The following is a 21,819-nucleotide window of genomic DNA, read 5'->3' on the forward strand; positions in this document are numbered from 1 at the left end:
TTGTGTAGGCTTTTTTGTATCTGCAGAAAATTACGACTAACAACAGAAACTATAATCGTCATCAATTCATGCAGTTCGAGTCTGTAAGAATCCACCAATTTAAAACGAAGAAGCCCATTGATTCAATGGGCTTTTATGTACCTGAAATTCAAGAACTGCTATTTTGCTAGTTTTGAACTTAGACCCCATCGCACACATATCGCACATCTCACACATAACTATGCAACCCAGTGCAAAAGGGGGGCACTTTCAATACTATTCCTTTTCCTTCTCGGTTCAAACTTTCGACTCTAACTGACTCTTCAAACAATAAACCTGTTTAAGCAATACAAACAAAAAGGCGTATACCTTACGGTATACGCCTTTCAAAGATTATCCCTTGCAGCTCATCAAGGTTTAAGTCTGGCTAGGCAGCGGTTTAGCATAAATCACCTATCCCACCTATAAGTCTCTCCCTTAACTCTTAATGAGTTAAAACTGCACCTTATCTGCATCAAAGTAGTAACGAGCTGTGGCGATATTCATCCCACCAGTTACCGGCAGGCATACTCCTGTGATAAAGCCCGCCTCTTCACTCGCTAAAAAGCTAACGGCATTGGCAATATCGTTAGGTTTACCCATGCGCTTAATTGGCTGGGTAGCCAAGAAGTTATCAATAAACTCTTGGTTTAAATTTTTCTTCACCGCATCGGTGGCAATCATTCCGGGTAAAACGGCATTACAACGAATACCGTAATTTGCATATTGAATCGCTATCTGGCGAGTCATATGATTGATGGCACTTTTGGCTGTACCATAGGCAATACTCGACATTTCTGCACTTAATGATGAAAGCGATGAGATATTAACAATACTTCCACCGCCATTTTTCACCATCGTTGGGATCACTGCTTTTGAAGGGATAAATACGCTATTAATATTCGCGAGAATGTTTTTCTCCCAATCAGTCACTTCAGTGTGTGCAAGGTCTTTATCTAACTTTAAATCTACACCACCGAAGTTATTGACCAATATATCAATCTGCCCTTTATCCTTCAAAATAGATTCTATTAAAGGTGGGTAAGAGTCATTATCAAAAGCGTTAAAAAATAAGCCAATCGCTTGACCATTATTAGCGTTGATCTCACTTGCTGTGGCTTTAGCTTGCTCAACATCCCAATCTGCAACGTACACTGTTGCCCCTTGAGCTCCTAACAGTAGGCTGCAGGCTCTACCTATCCCCTGTGCACCAGCTAAAACAAGCGCAACTTTGTTTTCAAACCTAGACATAACAACTCCTTTAACTGCATGTAATAGCATTACTTTAAACTTGTGCCTATCTATCAACCTAGCGGTACATAATCTATAGGTACACTAAACATCAAGCTTCCACTTCAAGCAGTAATTGTAGAAAACATAAATGGAGGTAGTTGAGAAGTGCCGCTCATATCAGCAAGAAAGAAATGCCATTGATGGACCAATTAAGTAAATTTAAGTGACTTTGGTGGTGAACTTCTACTTTGAACAAGGGGCTATTTAAGCATATCTAACGGTGAGTGCCCCCAGGTTGGATGTGGCACTCATTCAAAAACCTATTTTAATTAGACACTCTGATAACCCGCTACAGTCATCATTGCAATTATTTAGCTCAGCCACAGCTCATGCTAATTAATATTAATATCTGCATCTTTATGATCATACATATCTGGTGTGGTATGCAGATTTCCAGCATAACCCGCTTTCTCTAACTCCTTACGCACCGCTTTAACTTGCTCTGCGGTTACTGGCTCTTTTCTATCACCTAAATAATGGCGAACAAAAGTGATCAGCTCCGCTAGCTGGGTATCAGTAAGTATGTTTTGGAAGCTAGTCATCGGCATAAAGTTACGGCCCTCTTCCAAATATGTCGGTGATAAGCCACGAATAGTCACGGCTATGGTATTAAAGGGGTCGCTATGCATAATAATACCGTTATTTAATAGCGTTGGCGCTATGGGATCTCGGCCTTTACCGTCCTCACCGTGGCAGGCACCACAGGTCTCAGCATATAGACTATAGGAGTTTAACTGCTTATCCTTGTATACCTCCGGCGTAAAGCCACTTGGGTTGAGTTGCTTGGTGTCATTAGGGATAGTGTTATGCTCATCACCCACCAGCAAATAGCGAGCAATAGTTTCAATATCATCACGAGTCATTAAGCTGGTACTATTTTTTACCACATCCGCCATTCCCGCGAACGCTGAGCCTTTTGATGAATGGCCAGTGTGCAGAAAATCGGTTAGCGAATCGATATCCCACCTATCTTGGTAAAGTTCTTTAGCGCTAATATCTGGTGCATTCCAACCATCAATCAAGTTACCTTGAAATATTCGTTCAGGGATCAACGCTTGGGCAATATTACGGGGAGTATGGCATTCACTACAATGGCCCAATCCCATTACCCAGTATTTACCGCGCTGCCACTGCGCTAGTTCCTGCTTATTGAGCTCCACATGTTTTGGCGGCTCATAAGACAGCGGTTTAGTATCCATAAAGACTAAGTTCCAAGCCAGCAAACCTGTACGAATATTAGAGGGGAATATCATCTCGTTCTTATCATCTTGCCTAGATACCGCGGTGATGGACTGCAGGTAACTCCATAAGTCTTGGGTATCTTGCTCTTTTAAATATTGATAAGAGGTGTAAGGCATTGCAGGATACAAATAGCCATGTTTGCCTTTACCATCAAACAAAGCCGCCTTAAAGTTCGCATAATCATCACTACCAATACCAAAGATTACGTGAGGGGTGATATTAGTTGAATAAATCGTTCCAAATGGCGTCTTAAACGGCAGTCCACCAGCAAAACGCTCTCCGCCTTCTGAGCTGTGGCATGCTACACAGTCACCAGCGTTAATGAGGTACTCTCCACGTTTAACAGATGCGGGGTCGAGCGCTGCAAGCTTGGCATCATAATCAAGGCGCTGCTCAGTGATATAGGCACCAATAGCTAATATTTCGTCCTCAATAAGCTGCCCTTCAAATGCTGGCATCACGTTGTTAAGGCCATACTCGATAGTGAATATAATCTCTTCAATACTCCCGCCATGTAACCAAATAGCGTCGTTTAACAGCGGGGCACCAATTTGAATATTTGCCACAGTGCCATCACCATGACAACTTGAGCAATTTTCGGCAAAAATGTCTTTGCCTAAATCAATTTTAATTTGCGGTGCGTCTAGGTTGCGACGCAGCGGTTGCAGTGATGCTATGTAATAGGCCATCTTGGTAATTTGGTCTTCTGACAAAATACCTTTCCATCCGGGCATGGCTCCATTTCGACCTTTTTTAATAGAATGTAAAATGTCACTTTCAGAGCCGCCATAGAGCCATTCATTATCAATAAGGTTTGGAAAGCTCTTTTGCCCCTGTGCATTAGTAATATGGCAAGCGGCACAGTGGTTTTCAAACAATGATTTACCACTAATAGTCACCGTTTTATTACTCGCAAGGGCCAGTAAACTTTTATCCGTTAATGGCACCATTTCGATTTCTAAGTCTGTGGTTGGCGAACTAAGCGCATCATCACTTTGCTTCCACCCCATCGCCCCTTGCCAATTACCTAGGCCTGGGTACAAAACTAAAAAAACAGCTGCAATAGCAAAGGCTGCTAAATAAGCGATAAAAAGTATACGGGGGGGCGGCGCATCGTTTTCGTCAATGCCATCGAATGTATCAATCGTTTTATCTTTGTCAGCACTCTTATTGTTGCGCCAGTACTTAAAGATCACTAATCCCATGATGCCAAGAAATAACAATGTTAACCCAACGGCCCAAATGTTCCAGAAAGCAGTCATGTTATCGCTCCTGATCGCTGGCTGTATCTTGTCCTAGGCTTTGCAAATACTGAATTAAAGCCTCCCCTTTAGTCACACCTCTCACCGCTATACGAGCGCCTTCTATCTCATTGTCAGTGTAAGGCACACCTAAAGTTTGCAAGGTGCGCATCTTGCCTTCAATCGCATCTCCACTCAGTACTTGTTCAAATAACCAGGGATAAGCAGGCATGATGGATGTAGGAACGACTCTTCGAGGGTTAATAAGGTGAAGCCGTTGCCATTGCGCTGAATACTTGCGCCCAATATTGGTGAGATCCGGTCCCGTGCGCTTTGATCCCCAAAGACTTGGAAATTCATAAATGTCATCGGCTTCCTTATTGGCTCTACCATCTCGTTTCACTTCAGGCGCTATATCACGCACTATCTGGGTATGGCACACATGACAACCTTCGCTAATGTACACATCTCGCCCTGCAGATTGCACGGCCGTTAAGGGTTTAGCTAATGACTCAGCCCGCAGCTCATCTGTACGCGCTAAGCTAGGCACAATAAGTACGAGTATAGAAAAACTCGCCACCAAGGTTGTCGCTAAAATGAGGATGACCACAGATTGAGTAAAGTCCTTACTGAACATGTTCATGACCCTCCACCTTTGTCGACACCGTTTTATATAGATTTAACGCCATCAGTAATAAGCCAAGTACAAAGCAGGCACCACCAATAAATCGCATGAGCAACCAAGGTGCTTTAAAGTCCATAGCCTCTACAAAGCTATAGGCTAATGAGCCATTTTCTAGCTGGGCTAGCCACATATAACCTTCACCAATACCTGCCACCCATAAGGCGATGGCATACAAAGCAACCCCAAGGTGAGCAAGCCAGAAGTGCCACTTAACCAATCGACTGGACCACAGTTCACGCTTATTCCATAGCTTTGGTATAAAGTAATAGAACACCGCAATCGCTGACATGGCGACCCAGCCAAGGGCACCTGAATGAACGTGACCAATCACCCACTCGGTATTGTGGGCCAACATGTTAAACCAACGTATGGCTAAAAGTGGGCCTTCGAATGTCGCCAAGCAGTAATAGAAAATCGCTGACATAAAGAACCACATTATGTAATCCTTTTTTAGCTTTGCCTTGTTTTGCAATAACGTCATGGCGCTATTAAATGCCCCGGCCCATGACGGTAAGAACAAAATGAGCGACATGACTATGCCAATATTTTGCACCCAAACCGGTACAGATGAATAGATAAGATGATGGGTGCCAGCCCAGGTATAAAAACCGACTAAGCCCCAAAAGTGAATAATGGAAAGGCGATACGAATAGATAGGTCGCTCTGCAACCTTTGGAATAAAGTAGTAATTCATTCCGATGATGCCAGCAGTTAATAAAAAGCCGACTGCGTTATGCCCCCACCACCACTGAACTATCGCGTCCTGCGCTCCGGCATAAACGGGATAAGACTTCATAAAGGATGCAGGCAACGCCAAGTTATTAATGATAAAAATCAGAGCGATGACAATAATGAAAGCGCCATAAAACCAGTTGGAAACAAAGATATGCTTTACATTTCGTATCGCTATTGTGCCAAAAAACAACACGGCATAGAGTACCCATACCAGTACGATAAGTAGATCGATAGGCCACTCTAGTTCGGCGTATTCTTTAGTGGTGGTGTAGCCAAGAGGCAGAGTGATAACGGCTAATAATAGGACTAATTGCCAGCCCCAAAATACCATCCAAGAAAGACTTCGATTAAATAATTTGGTCTGACCAGTTCTTTGCACTATGTAGAGTGAGGTTCCCATCAAAACATTAACGACAAAACCGAAAATAACCCCCTGAGTGTGCACTGGACGTAACCGACCAAATTGAAAATATTCAGAGTCAAAGTTAAGTGCAGGCCAGTAAAGCTGAGCGGCTAAGACCAAACCAATGAACATGCCAAAAATTGACCACGCAACAGAGGCCACAATAAAGTAACGGACAACTTTTACATCATAGTTTGCATCATAAAGCTCAGTGCTAGCTTGCATTGCCTACTCCTTTCCCTTTTGTGTACCCAACACGGAGTAATAATATGAAATATCCTTTTTATCCTGTTCGGTGAGAGTATCTGCTTGCTGCTGCATCAAAATAGCCAAGCCACTGGTTCGCTGTTTTGTTTGATAATCATTCAATGCTGAAATTAGATACTGCATTTTTTGACCACGTAAATTGGGATACAGATCGATAGTTGAGATCCCATCCTCACCATGGCAAGTCATACATACTCTGGCTTTCTCTTTACCAATAATAAAATTGGGGTCATAGTCCGCAGATGCGGTTACTGTCCAAAATACGAGTATTAGTAGGAGGGGTAGTCGGTTCATAAGCAGTCCCTTATCTTCTATAGCACCTTATTGAAACTAGTCGGTCTTGCTTGATTTTCCACAAAATCCATAAATATTATTGCAAAGCCATTACGGACTTTGTTGCCAAAAAGTTCACTCGCTAATCATAAATGCACAATGCCATTAAACCTGTAACCCATATTTAAAAGCGTTTACCTAGCGCTAACCCACATCGAGTTGCAAGCATAAAGTACAAGATTAACAATAGTTAAGGCTTATATTTTTGTGAACTGAATCAAAACTATCGGCTAATTTCTGTGGGATATTTATGCGAACGTATCAGCTTGTATCAACTATTTTTTAGAGGTCTTTATGGATTTTATAAGACATGTGCCTGCACTATTTTCAATGTTCGTAGGCATCGCAATCGTTGAGTTTGCAGTAGTGGCTTTTGGGTTAGTGGTCAATCGAGTTCAAAACATCTTAAGCAGAAGCTAACAAATAGAGGCTGAGCAAAAATAAAGCCTTGTTACATAGGTAAGGGGTTACATAGGCAAGGGGGTACAAATATGAGGGATTACATCGACTGAGTATTTGCTCACTAGCACACAGCGCCTATATTTAAAGTAGCAAGGATTTAGCGTGACGTAATAAGCGGTGTAATCCATGCTTTTAACGCTATCACTTTATAATTTATACCTGTATTAAACCTGTATTAAACAGGAGAATGTTATGCGAACAAAACAGATCCTTTGCCCAACCGACTTTTCAGAAACAGCATCTCATGCAATAGGCTACGCCATAGAAATGGCCACGTTTTATAAAGTTGGGATCTGCCTTTTACATGTTGTCGATAAACCCTTTGGTGATAAATATACCCGTGTGTTAGCGGTGTCACCCGATGATCTGATCGAGAGAATGGAAAAAGAGGCTGCCGAGAAAATGAAGCAGTTTATCACCACTCTCGATGATACTCTGTCTTTTGAAAGTGCTATTTGCCATGGCCACCCAGTAGAACAAATTTTATTGACCGCTGAAAAGCTGGATGTTGGCATGATAGTTATGGCAAGTCATGGCCGCACAGGGCTTGCTCACTTTCTCAATCCCAATACTACCGAAGATGTTGTCTGTAAAGCTCACTGCCCAGTACTAGTGGTCAAATAGCGCTAATGGTTAAGTAGCGCTAGATTTAACGTATAAAAAATCCGAGCTTAGAAACTAAACTCGGATTATTAGCAATTTTTGCTCAGCCGAAATAATTAACTTATCTTACTGGCTTAACTCGATTTTAATACCACATCAAAACAACTACGAATAACCTCAAGCCCCTTATCAACTTGCTCATCTGGCGCAGTCAGTGGCACTAAAATTCGCAGTACATTGCCATAGGTTCCACAAGACAACAAAATAAGCCCTCTATCTCGCGCTTCCTTGAGCATTTGAGCGCAATACTCTGGTGCAGGTTTACCGTCTTGCATAAGCTCCACTGCGATCATGGCGCCAAGACCACGTACATCAACGATTTGCTGATGCGCTTCCGCCATCGCTTTGAGCGACGCCTTAAGCTTCGCCCCAAGTGCATTCGCTCTTTGTAGCAGTTTCTCCTCTTCAAACACTTCTATCACGGCAAGTGCTGCAGCGCAGGCTAACGGACTACCACCATAGGTGCCGCCTAAGCCGCCCGCACCAATAGAGTCCATCACTTCAGCACTACCTGTAATACCTGAGAGCGGGAAGCCTCCAGCAATAGATTTCGCAAAGGTCGTGATATCTGCCGCTACTCCCATCTGCTCCATAGCAAAAAAGGTACCGGTACGTCCTGCACCAGTTTGAACCTCATCGGCGATCAACATAATGCCGTGCTTATCGCATAGCTGACGTAATTGCTGCATGAACGCTACTGAGGTGTGATAAAAACCGCCTTCGCCTTGTACCGGTTCAATAATGATGGCAGCGATATCATCAGGCTCTGCATCGTTCTTAAAGATGCGTTCAATCGATGCGATAGCATCGTCATCACTCACTCCATGCAGCGCACAGGGAAACTCGGCTCTAAATACATTCGCCGACATCAAGCCCATACCTTTGCTGTAAGGCGCGACTTTGCCGGTTAAGGCCAATGCCGCCATAGTGCGGCCATGGTAGCCCGAGGTAAAGGCGATAACACCGCTGCGCTTGGTGTAAGCCCTAGCCACTTTGACGGCATTCTCAACCGCCTCTGAGCCACTGGTAAATAGCGCTGTTTTCTTAGCAAAATCGCCAGGCACAAGCTGGTTAAGCTTCTCGCACACTTGGATGTAATTCTCATAGCCAAGCACCATAAAACAGGTGTGAGAAAACAGCTCTAACTGCTCTGCCACTGCGGCTTTAACTTTATCGTGCAGGTGGCCGGTATTTAGCACCGCAATACCACCCGCAAAATCAATAAATTCACGCCCTTCCACATCCCACACGGTGGCGTTATCCGCTCGCTGAGTGTAAATAGGATGAATTTGGCCCACACCATTAGCAACCGCGGCCTGGCGGCGCACCATAAGTGACTCATTAGTTGTCATAATAACTTCCTCTTAATCCCAATCCGTTGAAAGTGCGCTTTTAGTGACATCATCATAAAAACAGGTATTAAACTGACATACAGATATACTTCATCTCCAGGTACTCTTCGATACCAAATTTCGAACCTTCACGGCCAAGTCCAGAGGCTTTTATACCGCCAAATGGTGCTACTTCAGTCGAGATAAGCCCTGTATTGACACCCACCATACCGTATTCAAGTGCTTCAGAGACTTTCCATACCAGTGAGATATCGCGGCCATAAAAATAGGCGGCTAAACCAAACTCGGTGTCGTTAGCTTGCTTAATCACATCATCAACATCAGAGAATTTAAATAAAGGTGCCAGTGGGCCAAAGGTTTCCTCTTTAGCGACTAACATGCTTTTATCAACATTGGTGACAATCGTTGGCTCAAAGAAGTTGCCACCTAAGCTCGCCAGTTTGCCCCCTGTAACCAATGTCGCGCCTTTCGAAAGCGCATCTTCAAGATGTCTTTGTACCTTAGCCACGGCATCACTGTTAATCAGTGGACCAGTGGTAACGCCAGCATCGGTGCCAAGGCCGACCTTCAACTTAGCCACTGCGCTGGCTAGCTTCTGGGCAAACTCATCGTATACACCCTCTTGGACATAGATACGGTTTGCACACACGCAGGTTTGCCCTGCGTTACGATACTTAGCAATCATAGCCCCTTCGACCGCCGCATCGATGTCGGCATCGTTAAATACGATAAATGGCGCGTTACCGCCAAGCTCGAGTGACATTTTTTTAAGTGTCGGCGCGCATTGCTGCATCAGCTTAATACCCACTGGCGTCGAGCCAGTGAAAGACAATTTTCGCACCACAGGGTTAGCACAAAGCTCATTACCTATGGCAATTGCATCGCCTGTAACTACGCTAAAGACTCCAGCAGGAATGCCTGCACGCTCGGCAAGCTCTGCAAGTGCCAATGCGGTAAAGGGCGTTTGCGGCGCAGGTTTTACCACCATAGTGCAACCCGCCGCTAATGCTGGGGCAGCTTTACGAGTGATCATCGCAGCAGGAAAGTTCCACGGCGTAATCGCTGCGGTGACGCCAACGCTTTGCTTAATCACCATCAAACGCTTATCACCTTGATGGCCTGGGATCGTATCGCCATAAACGCGCTTAGCTTCTTCGGCGAACCATTCAATAAATGAGGCAGCATAAACGACCTCACCTTTCGCTTCTGCTAGCGGCTTGCCTTGCTCCGTAGTCATCATCAGTGCTAAATCGTCTTGATGTTCAAGTAATAGCTCAAACCAGCGATTCAGTTTTGCGCCGCGTTCTTTAGCCGTTAACGCACGCCATGCAGGAAGGGCTTTCTCAGCCGCCGTTATCGCCGCTTTGGTTTCTGTCGTGCCCATTACCGGCACACTGCCAATCACTTTATGGGTAGCAGGATCGGCTATCTCGACCTTTTCACCGCTTATGGCTTCAAGCCACTCGCCATTTATATAACATTGCTGACGTAGCAAACTCATATCATTTAACTGCACGGGTTACTCCTTAATTGGCTTTAGCACTTTTAGCTTATCGGCTAGTTTGATTCGACTGCTTTAAGCCGAATTGAGTTCATCGTTGAGCGAATAAAATTACACACCTAGCTTGTCACGCATAGTGTAGTACCAAGCGCCAATAGCGCTAAACGGCACTTTTAACGCGTGCCCGCCAGGGAACGGATAATGGGGCAAGCCCGCAAAAGCATCGAAACGAGTTGCTTGTCCATTAATCGCTTCGGCTAAGATCTTACCCGCTAAATGCGTATAAGTTACCCCATGACCACTACAGCCTTGTGAATAATAGATATTACTGCCGATGCGGCCCACTTGAGGTAAACGCGACAGGGTCAATAAAAAATTGCCTGTCCAAGTATAATCAATCTTCACATCTTTAAGTTGTGGAAAGGTCTTGAGCATCTTAGGTCTGATGATCGACTTAATATCAGCCGGATCGCGCGCCCCATAAACTACACCACCACCGTAAATTAGGCGGTTGTCACCCGATAGACGAAAGTAATCGAGTAAGTAGTTACAATCTTCAACGCAGTAGTTTTGTGGCAATAAGCTTTTAGCCAGCTCTGCACTCAGCGGCTCTGTCGTGATCACCTGCGTACCGCAAGGCATAGACTTAGCCTGTAGCTTTGGCATCAAACCGCCTAAGTAAGCATTGCCCGCGACGACGACAAACTTAGACTTAACGCTGCCATTCGCTGTATGCACAACAGGATTGTCACCCTCTTCCACTTTTATAACTGCTGAGTCTTCATAGATCTTGCCACCTAGCGACTCCACCGCATGGGCTTCACCTAACGCAAGATTTAACGGGTGAATATGGCCACCACTTTTATCGAGTAATCCACCGACGTAAGATTCGGTATCAACCACTTTACGAATGTCATTTTTATCAAGCAACTCAAGATGGTTCATGTGACCATGCTTTTCCCACAAGGCTTTTTGTGATTGCAAGTGCCCCATCTGCTTATCATTTAGCGCAGCAAACACACCACCATCTTGCAGATCGCATTGAATGTTATATTTTTTGATGCGTTCTTTTATGATGCGAGCACCTTCGAAAGCCATTTCACCAAATAGCTTCCCGGCCTCTTTACCGACGGTTTTTTCAATCGAGTCGATATCACGGCTAAAACTGTTAACTATTTGGCCGCCATTTCGGCCCGACGCGCCCCAACCAATGCGAGCCGCCTCCAATACAGTGACCTTGTAGCCCATTTCCAGTAGATGTAATGCTGTCGACAATCCGGTGTAACCCGCACCAATAATACAAACATCAGTTTCGATATTGTCTTGCAGCATTGGGCGCTCAGTTTTATCGTTGGCTGATGCCGCGTAGTATGAATCTACATGTGGTGTGCTGGTCATGGTTTCCGCCTGTCTTTCATTGATTATTATTGACATAACTTCTGTCCTTTTGTGCTTAAGCTGCGAATTTTTAGATCTCGATAAGTGAGCCTTCACAGGCTCACTATCTTTAACAAATTAGTCTTCAACAAATGGGTTTTCGATAAGTTGGTAACCCTGACGGGTATAAAAGCTAGCAGGTAACTTTTATACCCGAGTGACGCTAATAAGGTTAAGCAGAGCTAGAACGCTGCTTAATATCTGCGCGACGTGCGAAGTACCAAGAGATAAATGCGATAAGCGATACGATAAGAATGATCAAGGTCGCCAGCGCATTAATCTTAGGCGAGACTCCCATACGTACCGAGGAGAACACCACCATAGGCAGGGTCGTAGCACCTGGTCCTGATGCAAAGCTGGCAATCACTAAGTCATCCAGAGATAAGCTAAATGACAGTAACCAACCCGCTACTAGCGCAGGAGAGATCATCGGCACCGTAATGGCGAAGAAGGTCTTAAATGGTGTCGCCCCTAGATCTTGCGCAGCTTCTTCAACCGAGCGGTCAATTTCACGTAAGCGCGATGACACAACAACGGCCACATAAGCGGCGCAGAAGGTTGAGTGGGCAATCCAAACGGTTAACATGCCACGCTCTGCAGGCCAGCCAAACAAGTCAGCCATATGCACAAACAAGAGCAGCAAAGACAGACCGGTAATCACCTCAGGCATCACGAGTGGCGCCGTGATCATGTTAGACAGAGTTAACTTACCCCAACCTCGAGCAAATCGCGTCATTACAAATGCCGCCATGGTGCCGATGATCACTGCCATAGTAGAAGCGTAAAACGCCACCTGTAAACTGGTCCATACAGCATCCAGGATCTGCTGATCGCGTAACAGCTCACCGTACCATTTGGTTGAAAAACCAGCCCATACGGTCACTAACTTAGACTCGTTAAATGAGTAAATCACCAAGATAAACATTGGCGCGTACAGGAAAAACATACCCGCCCAAAGCATAATGGTAGAAAAACTTAATTTCTTCATGCTGTTTTCTCCATCTCTTTAGCCTGATAACGGTGGAACAGAGTAATCGGAATAATCAGTAAGCCGAGCATGACAATCGCAAGCGCAGACGCCACCGGCCAATCACGGTTATTGAAGAACTCCTGCCACAACACCTTGCCTATCATTAACGAGTCTGGGCCACCCAGTAGTTCAGGGATAACAAACTCGCCCACGACCGGAATAAATACCAACATAGATCCGGCTATCACGCCGCCTTTAGACAGAGGTAGTGTGACTTTCCAAAAGGTATTGAGACTACGGGATCCCAAATCGGCAGCGGCTTCGAGTAAGCTACCATCTAGCTGAGATAGATTGGCGTAAAGCGGCAAAATCATAAACGGTAAGTAACTGTAGATAATACCAATATAGACTGCGGTATTCGTGTTTAGGATCTGCAGCGGCTCGGAAATAATTCCAGTCCACATCAACACATTATTAATCACTCCGTTGTTACTCAATATGCCCATCCAGGCGTAAACTCGAATAAGAAATGAGGTCCAAGAAGGCAGCATCACCAACAGGATTAACAAGGTTTGATTACGCTTTGGCGCACGCGCAATGGCATAGGCCATCGGGTAGCCAATCAACAAACAACCTATGGTTGAAATGGTCGCCATTTTAAGCGAGCCAAGGTAGGCGTTGTAATACAAAGAGTCATCTAGAATAAGCAGATAATTACCTAAATTCAGCATGATCTGCAAAGACTCTTCAGCATACTGGAACAGAGGTTCGTAGGGCGGTATCGAGATAATCGGTGTAGAAAAACTAATCTTAAGTACGATGGCAAAAGGGAGTGCGAAGAACATCAGTAGCCAAAAGTATGGGACACCTATGGTCCAACATTGACCCTTGGGCAATCTAAATTTTAACGGCTTTTTCATGTTCAGTTCCTTATGATCTAAGGACCACTCCGCAGGTGGCCTCCCAGCTGATGAAAACCGCTTCTTCCCATGTAGGAGGGTCTGAACGACGTTCACGGTTAGTCATAATGGTTTGGATAAGCTGCTTATTCGGCAGGCGGATGTAGTACACAGAAATCCCCCCTAAATATGCAATATCCTCAACGACCCCGCTAGACCAGTTATGCTCGCCTTCAGGCTGCTCACGAGTAATACGCGTCTTCTCAGGACGAACGGCAACCCACACCGTTTTATCTTCCACACTGGTTGATACCCCATGATCGATAAATAGTTTTTGCGATAAGCCCTCGCTTTTAATCAGTACATGATCGGCTTTATCGACTACGATTTCACCTTCAAACAAGTTAACACTACCAATAAATTCCGCTACCATACGGCTATTGGGGCTCTCATAAATATCGGTAGGTGAACCCGTTTGAGCAATCCAACCATCATTCATTATCGAGATGCGACCTGCCATGGTCATGGCTTCTTCTTGGTCATGGGTTACCATTACACAGGTCACGCCAACGGCCTCTAAAATATCCACCACCTCAAGTTGCATCTGAGTGCGTAGTTTTTTATCTAACGCTCCCATCGGCTCATCGAGCAGTAACAGCTTAGGACGCTTCGCTAACGAACGGGCTAATGCCACACGCTGTCGCTGACCACCCGATAATTGGTTAGGCTTGCGCTTAGCGTAGGTTTCCATGTGCACTAGCTTTAGCATCTCCTGCACCCGAGACGTAATTTCCGCTTTTGTTAACTTATCTTGCTTCAAGCCAAAAGCGATATTTTGCTCTACCGTCATATGGGGGAATAGCGCATAAGACTGAAACATCATATTGATAGGGCGTTCATGGGGTGGCATGTCGGTAATGTCTTCACCGTCTAGAAAGATGCGCCCTTCAGATGGCTTTTCAAATCCAGCCAGAATACGTAGCAGGGTAGACTTACCCGAGCCCGAACCGCCTAGCAATGCAAAAATCTCCCCTTTCTTGATATTTAGCGTGACATCATCTACTGCACGCACTTCATCAAATAGCTTACTTACTCTGTCTATCTGAAGTAGCACTTCGCCCTGCGTCTTTTTAATCGAATTATTGGTGACGTCCAAGGTACTAGCCATATTACTTCTCCAACTAAGGGCCATAATTGCAGCCCTTTGTATCAATTCATCTATTACTTGTGGATCAAAAAGGGCAAGGCGATGCCTTGCCCAAACTTGATTAATAGCCCGATTTCACTTTGGTCCATACACGCGTCAATGAACGCTGCGACTTCATTGGACGAACATCGCCAACATACAAACGATCGAGTACTTCTTTCGTTGGGTAAATAGACGTGTTAGTACGTACATCTTCATCAACTAAAGGCAGTGCTGGTACGTTTGGATTAGCGTAAGCAACATAGTTGGTAATTGGCGCTATCACCTCAGGGCGTAGCAGGTAGTTAATAAAGGTATGCGCATTTTTAACGTTGGCTGCATCAGCTGGTATAGCTAGCATATCAAACCATAGGTTTGAGCCTTCTTTCGGAATTGAATACTCGATAGTGTTGCCATTTTCCGCTTCATCGGCACGATCGGCGGCCTGGAAAATGTCACCCGAATAACCAAATGCTACACAGATATCGCCATTGGCTAAGTCTGTAATGTAACGAGATGAATGGAAGTAAGTGATGTAAGGACGCACTTTAGCGAGTACTTCACCGGCTTTTTTAAAGTCTTCAGCTTTGGTACTGTTTGGATCAAGGCCTAGATAGATAAGCGCCATAGGGATCATCTCGTCAGCACTATCGAGCAGAGACAAGCCACACTGAGAAACCTTCTCGGCATATTTTGGATTAAAGATAAGTTCTAAAGAATCAACCGGGGCGTCTTCACCAAGTACCGCCTTGACCTTTTCTACGTTATAACCAATACCGTTAGTTCCCCAAAGGTATGGCACTGAATACTGATTCCCTGGGTCAGCAGATTCAAGCTGAGTCATCAGCTCAGGGCTTAAATTCTTATGATTTGATAGTTGGTTTGAATCCAGTTTCTGAAAGGCACCCGCTTTAATTTGCTTTGCTAGGAAGCTATTAGAAGGGACGACAATATCGTAACCTGAGCGGCCTGAAAGCAATTTGGCTTCGACGACTTCATTACTGTCAAACACATCATAAATAACACGAATGCCAGTCTCTTTTTGGAAGTTTTCTAGCGTATCTTCAGCAATATAATCTGACCAGTTATATACACGAACCACTTCTTCTGCATATGCGGTAGTCGATGCCAGTACACTTGCTGTGACGAGCGCAAGTGTGGTCACCTTTTTAAAAAGTTTCATGCTTTCTCCTATTTAGCGTAGCAGCAGATAATGCAACTCTGCTGTCCATTCATTGTTTGCCAATTTATCGGCTTTAGTTCTTATAGTTAACCAATGCTACACCTGAAAAACCGCATCGGCAGTGTGGTACTGCTTTACAGCTTTCATATAGATAACACTCTTTAAAATGCTATCTATATGAGTAACTTTCTTTAAATTATTCCATCATTTTAGGGCAGAGAAACATCCCCAAACATCACTCTGCCACAACGCGTTATACCGTCAGCAATAAGAACTTGCGTTCCCATGAGCTAATCACTTGACGATAATTTTCTAAGTCAGCTTGCTTAACGGCGATATAGCCATTGGTAAAGGTATCGCCCAAATACTCACGACACGCTGAGCTTTCAGCCATAACAGCCAAAGACTCCTCTAGTGTTAACGGCAGCGCGATACCGCTACGGGTTTCATTGGCTCGACCTTGCACTGGCGTTGATGGCTTAACGTCTTCAACCATGCCCATATAACCACATAAAAGGCTGGCGGCAATCGACAAATAGCTGTTGGCATCGGCGCCAGCTATACGGTTTTCAATGCGTAGATTTTGTGGTGAAGATTCAGGAATACGCAGGCCACAAGTACGGTTTTCTTCGCCCCACTCCAAATTTACTGGTGCAGATGCACCCGGTAAGAAACGGCGAAATGAGTTAACGTTTGGCGCTAATAGCGGCAATAGCTCAGGGATGAACTTCTGCAGCCCACCGATGAAGCTGTAAAACAGCGGGCTTTTAGTGCCATCTTCATTGGAAAAGATATTCTTGCCTGACTTGGTATCTACAATACTCTGATGCAGGTGCATCGCGCTGCCAGGCTCATTGGTGATTGGTTTTGCCATAAACGTGGCGCAGACGTTGTGCTTAAGAGCAGCTTCGCGCAGGGTACGCTTAAACACAAAGACTTGGTCCGCTAAAGACAGTGCGTCACCATGGGAGAAGTTAATCTCCATCTGCGCGGTGCCTTCTTCGTGGATCAAGGTATCAATATCTAGACCTTGTTCCTCACACCAGTCATACATATCTTCAAATAACGGGTCATACTCATTTGCCGCATCGATAGAAAAAGACTGACGACCAGACTCTTGGCGACCAGAGCGGCCAATAGGAGGGATCAGAGGTTGATCCGGATCTTCATTAATACGTGTTAAATAGAACTCCATCTCTGGTGCAACAACAGGCTTCCAACCTTTATCTTCGTAAAGCTTAAGTACTTTTTTAAGTAAGTTACGTGGGGACAATTCGATAGGGTTTCCCATCTTATCGTAGGTATCGTGGATAACCTGTGCAGTCGCTTCTATCGTCCAGGGCAGTTTAAATATCGCATTTTCATCCGGCACACAGACAAAGTCGATATCCGCTTCATCAAGCAGCGCATCATAGGATTCATCATCAACATAATCACCAGTGACGGTTTGCAGTAATACACTTTCTGGTAAGCGCATGCCTTTTTCATCTATAAATTTGGCAACGGGCGCAATCTTGCCTCGGGCGATACCAGTCATATCGCATACGACACATTCAACTTCGGTAATTTTGTGTTCTTTTAAATAATTAACTAACTTTTTCATGATTATTTCACTCTGCTTGCTGCACGGCGCTGACATGCCTGATTAAAGGCTTTAAAGATGGCGGTGTAAAAAGGACTATCGAGTACTTTCCATTCCGGATGCCACTGTACGCCTAGTGCAAAATTCTTTGCTTCTTTGACAGAAAACGCTTCTATCAACCCATCGTTTGCATATGCTTCTGGCCGCAACCCAACACCTAGGCGATCGACACCTTGGGTATGGACAGAGTTCACCTCTGCAGAGCTGCGGCCCCATGCATCGTGAAGCAGTCCTCCAGGTTCTATTTTAACCTCGTGCGAAATACCGTATTGCACCTCTACCGGCTGCGTTTTGTCTTCTCTATGTTCGATAAACCCGTCCAGTTCATGCAGCTTTTGATGCAAGCTGCCACCATAAACAACGTTCATCTCTTGAAATCCACGGCAAATAGCAAGTACTGGTACGCCTGCATCGATTGCTGCTTTTAACAAGGGGAGAGTGGTCGCATCGCGCTTGGGATCATGTAGTGTCCCCTCATCACTTGCGGGACCTTGGAAATGGTGTGGTTCGATATTTGATGGGGAGCCCGTAAACAGTATTCCATCTAAACGGGCAAGAATAGTTTCTGCGGGGCAATGCCCTAACGCAGGGATAACTAATGGCCAAGCTTGTGTCGCATCTGCTATTGATAATAAATACTTCTCACCCACAATATTGAAAGGGTGCAAGCCCAACTGCTGATTACATGCAGTCACACCAACAACTGCGAGCCCTACTTCCGACATAAAACACCTTCAATCCTTTGTCTTCGTAATTTTTAGAATTATTTTGAATAGTTGTTATCTTGATTTACGAAATCTTGAATAATGAACAGTTATTGCGCACATGTTCATTTTTTCACACACTACACGGATTCAATAAGGGAGGCAATAGGCTGGATTAAAGGAATGTTAAAAAATGTAAATTATTTTAACATCCCTTTAATTATCAGTAAGATAAATAAGTCTAATTTTATTTTCATTTGTTTCCAAATGCATAAAGATAAAGTTTTTATGCGTAATTAGCATAACCAATCAGTTTGATAAAATTAACGTTCACCTTGAGTGAATGCTTTATATTATTTACATGGGAGCATAAAAAATAGTATTAGCTCATCGAGCTAGTAACTAATGTCATAGAAGGTGGAGATGACAGGATATTGATATTGATAACCCTACCTTTGAGAGTCACACTCGCGAAGGTAGGGAAGAGATAAGGCTGGAGAGATTATCTAGAAATTAGCAGGTGTCGTCGCACTGATAATTCGGCACGATTGTTCGTACGGATTACGAAAACGATGTGGCAACTCGCTATTAAAGTAATAGCTATCCCCTTCTTTTAACTCAAAGACTTCATCACCCACGGTCAGCTCTAAACGCCCTTCGATCACCATTGCCGCCTCTTGACCTTCATGCTTAAGCATTTCAATCCCCGTATCAGAGCCCGGCGGGTAGGTTTCACTCATGACAGACATGGCCCGATTTGGAAAGTCTCGACCGATTAACTTAAAGTCCAACATACCGTCGCCGATATCTAACAGCTCATCACTGCGGTACACCACTTTTTGCTCAGCAGCCGAAGTATCTTCAATAGAAAAAAACTCTACTAAAGACATAGGTAAGCCAGAAAGCACCTTTTTCAACGAACTAACCGAAGGGCTAACGCTATTTTTTTCAATCATGGAGATGGTGCTGTTAGTCACACCAGCGCGCTTAGCAAGCTCTCGTTGAGACAAGCCCTTCTCTTTTCTAACCCGTTTAAGGTTTTCTCCAATATCCAAAATCTTTCCCCTAATTGAAGTAATCGTTTTTGTCTTCAACAACGTGTAGAGCAATACTACGCATTCTCGGTACAACTAGAGCCCGCTTTTAATCACCTGCGGAGTGAATAGCACCGAGTGTGTTTGTATTCTACAGGAAAGCATGTTAAAAATAACGAACATCTGTAAATAATTTATTAATATAACTTAGAATATACCGTCACAATTCCAATTTACAATAAAAACATATATTTGGAGAAAAGATGTCAACTAAAAACCCGGTTCATAGCGACCAATACCCCGCATCCTATTACTTCGCAACCGCTAAAGAACTGCATCAATCACCACGATTAGAAGAAGTGTTAGATGTAGATGTGTGTGTGGTCGGCGGCGGATTTAGTGGCATTAACACGGCAATTGAACTGGCTCAAAAAGGCTTTAGCGTAGCCCTACTTGAAGCAAAACGCATTGGCTGGGGAGCATCGGGCCGTAATGGCGGCGAGCTTATCCGCGGCATTGGACATGACCTTAGTCAATTTAAAAACATCATAGGTAACGAAGGTGTAAAAGCTATCGAACAGATGGGCTTTGAAGCGGTAGATATCGTTAGGCAACGTGTAGCTGAGCACAATATTGATTGTAACTTACAGATGGGCTACTGCGACTTAGCCATTCGTCCTCGCCATATGAGGGAGCTTGAAGAAGATTTTGAACATCTAAATAATATCGGCTACGGCCACAATATGACCTTACTCGATAAATCTCGCATTGGGGAAGTGATAGGCTCTGACTTTTACCAAGGCGCATTAGTTGATATGGCCAGTGGCCACTTACACCCTCTTAACCTAGCCCTAGGCGAAGCCAAAGTTGCTCGTAGTTTAGGTGTTAAGATGTATGAATATAGCGCTGCGAAAAAAATCATTAAGGGCGATAAGCCAAAAGTTATCACCGAGCAGGGTGAGGTTAATTGTCAATACCTTGTATTAGCTGGCAACGCCTACTTAGGCTTAGATTTAGAAGAGAATATTGGCAGTAAGGTCCTTCCCGCTGGCACCTATATTTTAGCTACCGAGCCGCTAACTCAGGAGCAATGCGATGCTATTATCCCGCAGAATATGGCGTTTGCCGACTTAAGAGTCGATCTTGATTACTATCATCTATCTGAAGATAACCGCCTGCTATTCGGCGGTCTGTGTACCTACTCAGGGAAAGATCCAAAAGATATTGAAGCCGCACTTAGACCCAATCTTGAAAAAGTATTTCCACAGCTAAAAGGCATTAAAATCGACTATGAATGGGGAGGCATGATGGGTATAGGCGCCAACCGTTTACCACAAATTGGTCGTTTGCCTGATGCCAAAAATATCTTCTATGCTCAGGCTTATGCAGGTCATGGTGTTAACGCCACCCATATGGCGGCAAAGTTGATTGCCGAGGCGATAACCACCCAAGCAGAACGCTTCGATATCTTCGCCAAAATCCCGCATATGACTTTTCCTGGCGGACCACACCTACGGTCACCGATGTTAGCAATGGGCATGCTTTATCATAGATTTAAGGATATTTTTTAACGTCGACTTTTAGACCAGCCTAAATAATAAACGGACTTTATCGTCCGTTTATTATTGCTCAACAATCAAGGCTTAACTTAATGCCATATCGACCGCATATTCACAGTGGATCGCTGTCGTATCATAGAGAGGCACTTGGGTATCTTGTTGCCCAATCAATAATGCAATCTCTGTACAACCCAGAATAACCGCTTGGGCCCCTTGTAAATGTAAGGCATTAACAATATCTAAACATTGCTGCTTTGAAGCGTCGTTAATCACGCCTTGGCATAATTCCTCATAAATAACATGGTGCACAAGATTGCACTCAGCTTCAACGGCATGTTATTTAATTTGGGCGGTCTGAAGATTACGATAGGATCTATGTTCAAGCTGCTTTTCTGTCAGTCCAAATTGAGCGGCTAAGCTCACCAGTTCGGCTCGATAGACGTCTAACATCGCTTCATCATCGGTCATAATGGCAAACTCGGCAAAGTCACCAATCCCAGCTAAATGATCGACAGTGATATGGAACTTATCAATAAAATAGATACTGCGCTGTTTCTGCATCTCTAAACACACCTCATAACCCATGGTTTTGAGCATGCTTTTAGCGCTATTAGTATCGGTGATATTGGTCGCTTCACAGCGTTCGGCTTCCGGACCCTTTACTATCCAGAGCTTGATACCCGATGGCTCGCACTCGCGTATGCAGACACTTTTTTTCTCAGACAGCAGCTGCTGGTCATTGGTATCAAAGTAACAATCTGATTCGATATTATCTTCAAACATGACTTCGTGCTCTATTGAACTCAATATGTCTAAGAACGCGGACTTACAACCCAAGCGGTACTTTAACTCGACTTCAAACTGACCTTTAAAATGCTCGTCATTCATATATTATCGCTCTCGCTTAGCTTTATTTGCCTTTCACTTAGCAGCCATAATATCTGTTTTATATTAGCAAGTTAGCGATACCGATAACGTTTCCAGCTTTATCACAACTTATAAATCAACAA

The 21,819-nt window shown here is 44.3% G+C and carries 19 protein-coding genes and 1 pseudogene; 3 read left to right on the forward strand and 17 right to left on the reverse strand.

All coding sequences use genetic code 11. The features are described from left to right. Nucleotides 1-471 precede the first annotated feature (471 nt). The 5 genes from ACVBIU_RS19610 to ACVBIU_RS19630 all read right to left on the reverse strand — a co-directional run bounded on the left by ACVBIU_RS19610 (nucleotide 472) and on the right by ACVBIU_RS19630 (nucleotide 6,178). Nucleotides 472-1,269 (reverse strand): SDR family NAD(P)-dependent oxidoreductase, encoded by a 798-nt coding sequence (locus ACVBIU_RS19610; protein WP_447164581.1) that lies wholly within the window; start codon nucleotides 1,267-1,269, stop codon nucleotides 472-474. A 374-nt stretch (nucleotides 1,270-1,643) separates the two neighbouring features. Next, nucleotides 1,644-3,815 carry a c-type cytochrome gene (locus tag ACVBIU_RS19615; RefSeq protein WP_447164582.1) on the reverse strand — a complete coding sequence of 724 codons (2,172 nt, stop codon included), beginning with the start codon at nucleotides 3,813-3,815 and terminating at the stop codon, nucleotides 1,644-1,646. Nucleotide 3,816: 1 nt separating this feature from the next. After that, nucleotides 3,817-4,437 carry a cbb3-type cytochrome c oxidase subunit II gene (locus tag ACVBIU_RS19620; RefSeq protein ID WP_447164583.1) on the reverse strand — a complete coding sequence of 207 codons (621 nt, stop codon included), beginning with the start codon at nucleotides 4,435-4,437 and terminating at the stop codon, nucleotides 3,817-3,819. Beyond that, nucleotides 4,421-5,842, reverse strand: coding sequence for a cytochrome-c oxidase, cbb3-type subunit I (ccoN, locus tag ACVBIU_RS19625; RefSeq protein ID WP_447164584.1), 1,422 nt, complete (start codon nucleotides 5,840-5,842; stop codon nucleotides 4,421-4,423). Before ccoN ends, ACVBIU_RS19620 begins: the two co-directional genes overlap by 17 nt. Before the next feature lie 3 nt (nucleotides 5,843-5,845). Continuing rightward, nucleotides 5,846-6,178 carry a c-type cytochrome gene (locus ACVBIU_RS19630; protein ID WP_447160346.1) on the reverse strand — a complete coding sequence of 111 codons (333 nt, stop codon included), beginning with the start codon at nucleotides 6,176-6,178 and terminating at the stop codon, nucleotides 5,846-5,848. 333 nt (nucleotides 6,179-6,511) lie between these two features. On the opposite strand from ACVBIU_RS19630, the gene ACVBIU_RS19635 reads away from it, so the two are divergent. Continuing rightward, entirely contained in the window at nucleotides 6,512-6,637 is a 126-nt protein-coding gene (locus tag ACVBIU_RS19635) for a hypothetical protein (RefSeq protein WP_447160345.1), read from the forward strand. A 234-nt stretch (nucleotides 6,638-6,871) separates the two neighbouring features. After that, nucleotides 6,872-7,303, forward strand: coding sequence for a universal stress protein (locus ACVBIU_RS19640; protein ID WP_447160344.1), 432 nt, complete (start codon nucleotides 6,872-6,874; stop codon nucleotides 7,301-7,303). A 113-nt stretch (nucleotides 7,304-7,416) separates the two neighbouring features. On the opposite strand, the gene gabT is transcribed toward ACVBIU_RS19640, so the two are convergent. The 10 genes from gabT to ACVBIU_RS19690 all read right to left on the reverse strand — a co-directional run bounded on the left by gabT (nucleotide 7,417) and on the right by ACVBIU_RS19690 (nucleotide 19,271). Then, nucleotides 7,417-8,697, reverse strand: coding sequence for a 4-aminobutyrate--2-oxoglutarate transaminase (gene gabT / locus ACVBIU_RS19645; protein WP_447164589.1), 1,281 nt, complete (start codon nucleotides 8,695-8,697; stop codon nucleotides 7,417-7,419). Between the two features lie 64 nt (nucleotides 8,698-8,761). Beyond that, nucleotides 8,762-10,210, reverse strand: coding sequence for an NADP-dependent succinate-semialdehyde dehydrogenase (gabD, locus tag ACVBIU_RS19650; RefSeq protein ID WP_447160343.1), 1,449 nt, complete (start codon nucleotides 10,208-10,210; stop codon nucleotides 8,762-8,764). 96 nt (nucleotides 10,211-10,306) lie between these two features. Then, the gene (locus ACVBIU_RS19655) at nucleotides 10,307-11,593 is read right to left on the reverse strand and encodes an NAD(P)/FAD-dependent oxidoreductase (RefSeq protein ID WP_447160357.1); all 1,287 of its coding nucleotides are present in this window, start codon (nucleotides 11,591-11,593) and stop codon (nucleotides 10,307-10,309) included. 211 nt (nucleotides 11,594-11,804) lie between these two features. Continuing rightward, nucleotides 11,805-12,620: an ABC transporter permease subunit gene (locus tag ACVBIU_RS19660; protein WP_447160342.1), complete on the reverse strand. Its 816-nt coding sequence runs from the start codon at nucleotides 12,618-12,620 to the stop codon at nucleotides 11,805-11,807. Beyond that, a complete protein-coding gene (locus ACVBIU_RS19665; RefSeq protein WP_447160341.1) occupies nucleotides 12,617-13,522 on the reverse strand; it encodes an ABC transporter permease subunit in 906 nt (301 codons plus the stop codon). The genes ACVBIU_RS19660 and ACVBIU_RS19665 overlap by 4 nt, the downstream gene beginning before the upstream one ends. A gap of 10 nt (nucleotides 13,523-13,532) precedes the next feature. Next, nucleotides 13,533-14,669 carry a polyamine ABC transporter ATP-binding protein gene (gene potA / locus ACVBIU_RS19670; protein WP_447160340.1) on the reverse strand — a complete coding sequence of 379 codons (1,137 nt, stop codon included), beginning with the start codon at nucleotides 14,667-14,669 and terminating at the stop codon, nucleotides 13,533-13,535. A 100-nt stretch (nucleotides 14,670-14,769) separates the two neighbouring features. Then, a complete protein-coding gene (locus ACVBIU_RS19675) occupies nucleotides 14,770-15,870 on the reverse strand; it encodes a polyamine ABC transporter substrate-binding protein (RefSeq protein ID WP_447160339.1) in 1,101 nt (366 codons plus the stop codon). A gap of 253 nt (nucleotides 15,871-16,123) precedes the next feature. Further along, the gene (locus ACVBIU_RS19680; RefSeq protein ID WP_447160338.1) at nucleotides 16,124-17,473 is read right to left on the reverse strand and encodes a glutamine synthetase family protein; all 1,350 of its coding nucleotides are present in this window, start codon (nucleotides 17,471-17,473) and stop codon (nucleotides 16,124-16,126) included. 2 nt (nucleotides 17,474-17,475) lie between these two features. Further along, nucleotides 17,476-18,237, reverse strand: a complete 762-nt coding sequence (locus ACVBIU_RS19685) for a gamma-glutamyl-gamma-aminobutyrate hydrolase family protein (RefSeq protein WP_447160337.1) — start codon at nucleotides 18,235-18,237, stop codon at nucleotides 17,476-17,478. A gap of 485 nt (nucleotides 18,238-18,722) precedes the next feature. Beyond that, nucleotides 18,723-19,271 carry a cupin domain-containing protein gene (locus ACVBIU_RS19690; RefSeq protein WP_447160336.1) on the reverse strand — a complete coding sequence of 183 codons (549 nt, stop codon included), beginning with the start codon at nucleotides 19,269-19,271 and terminating at the stop codon, nucleotides 18,723-18,725. Nucleotides 19,272-19,513: 242 nt separating this feature from the next. Here ACVBIU_RS19690 and ACVBIU_RS19695 point away from each other — a divergent pair, with 242 nt between their 5' ends. After that, nucleotides 19,514-20,821, forward strand: coding sequence for an NAD(P)/FAD-dependent oxidoreductase (locus tag ACVBIU_RS19695; protein ID WP_447160335.1), 1,308 nt, complete (start codon nucleotides 19,514-19,516; stop codon nucleotides 20,819-20,821). A gap of 72 nt (nucleotides 20,822-20,893) precedes the next feature. On the opposite strand, the pseudogene ACVBIU_RS19700 reads toward ACVBIU_RS19695, so the two are convergent. Beyond that, nucleotides 20,894-21,136: pseudogene (locus ACVBIU_RS19700) on the reverse strand (aspartate/glutamate racemase family protein); the annotation flags it as partial. Nucleotides 21,137-21,145: 9 nt separating this feature from the next. Next, nucleotides 21,146-21,697, reverse strand: a complete 552-nt coding sequence (gene cyaB, locus ACVBIU_RS19705) for a class IV adenylate cyclase (RefSeq protein ID WP_447164585.1) — start codon at nucleotides 21,695-21,697, stop codon at nucleotides 21,146-21,148. Nucleotides 21,698-21,819 lie beyond the last annotated feature (122 nt).

The organism is Shewanella sp. 30m-14 (assembly GCF_052977125.1).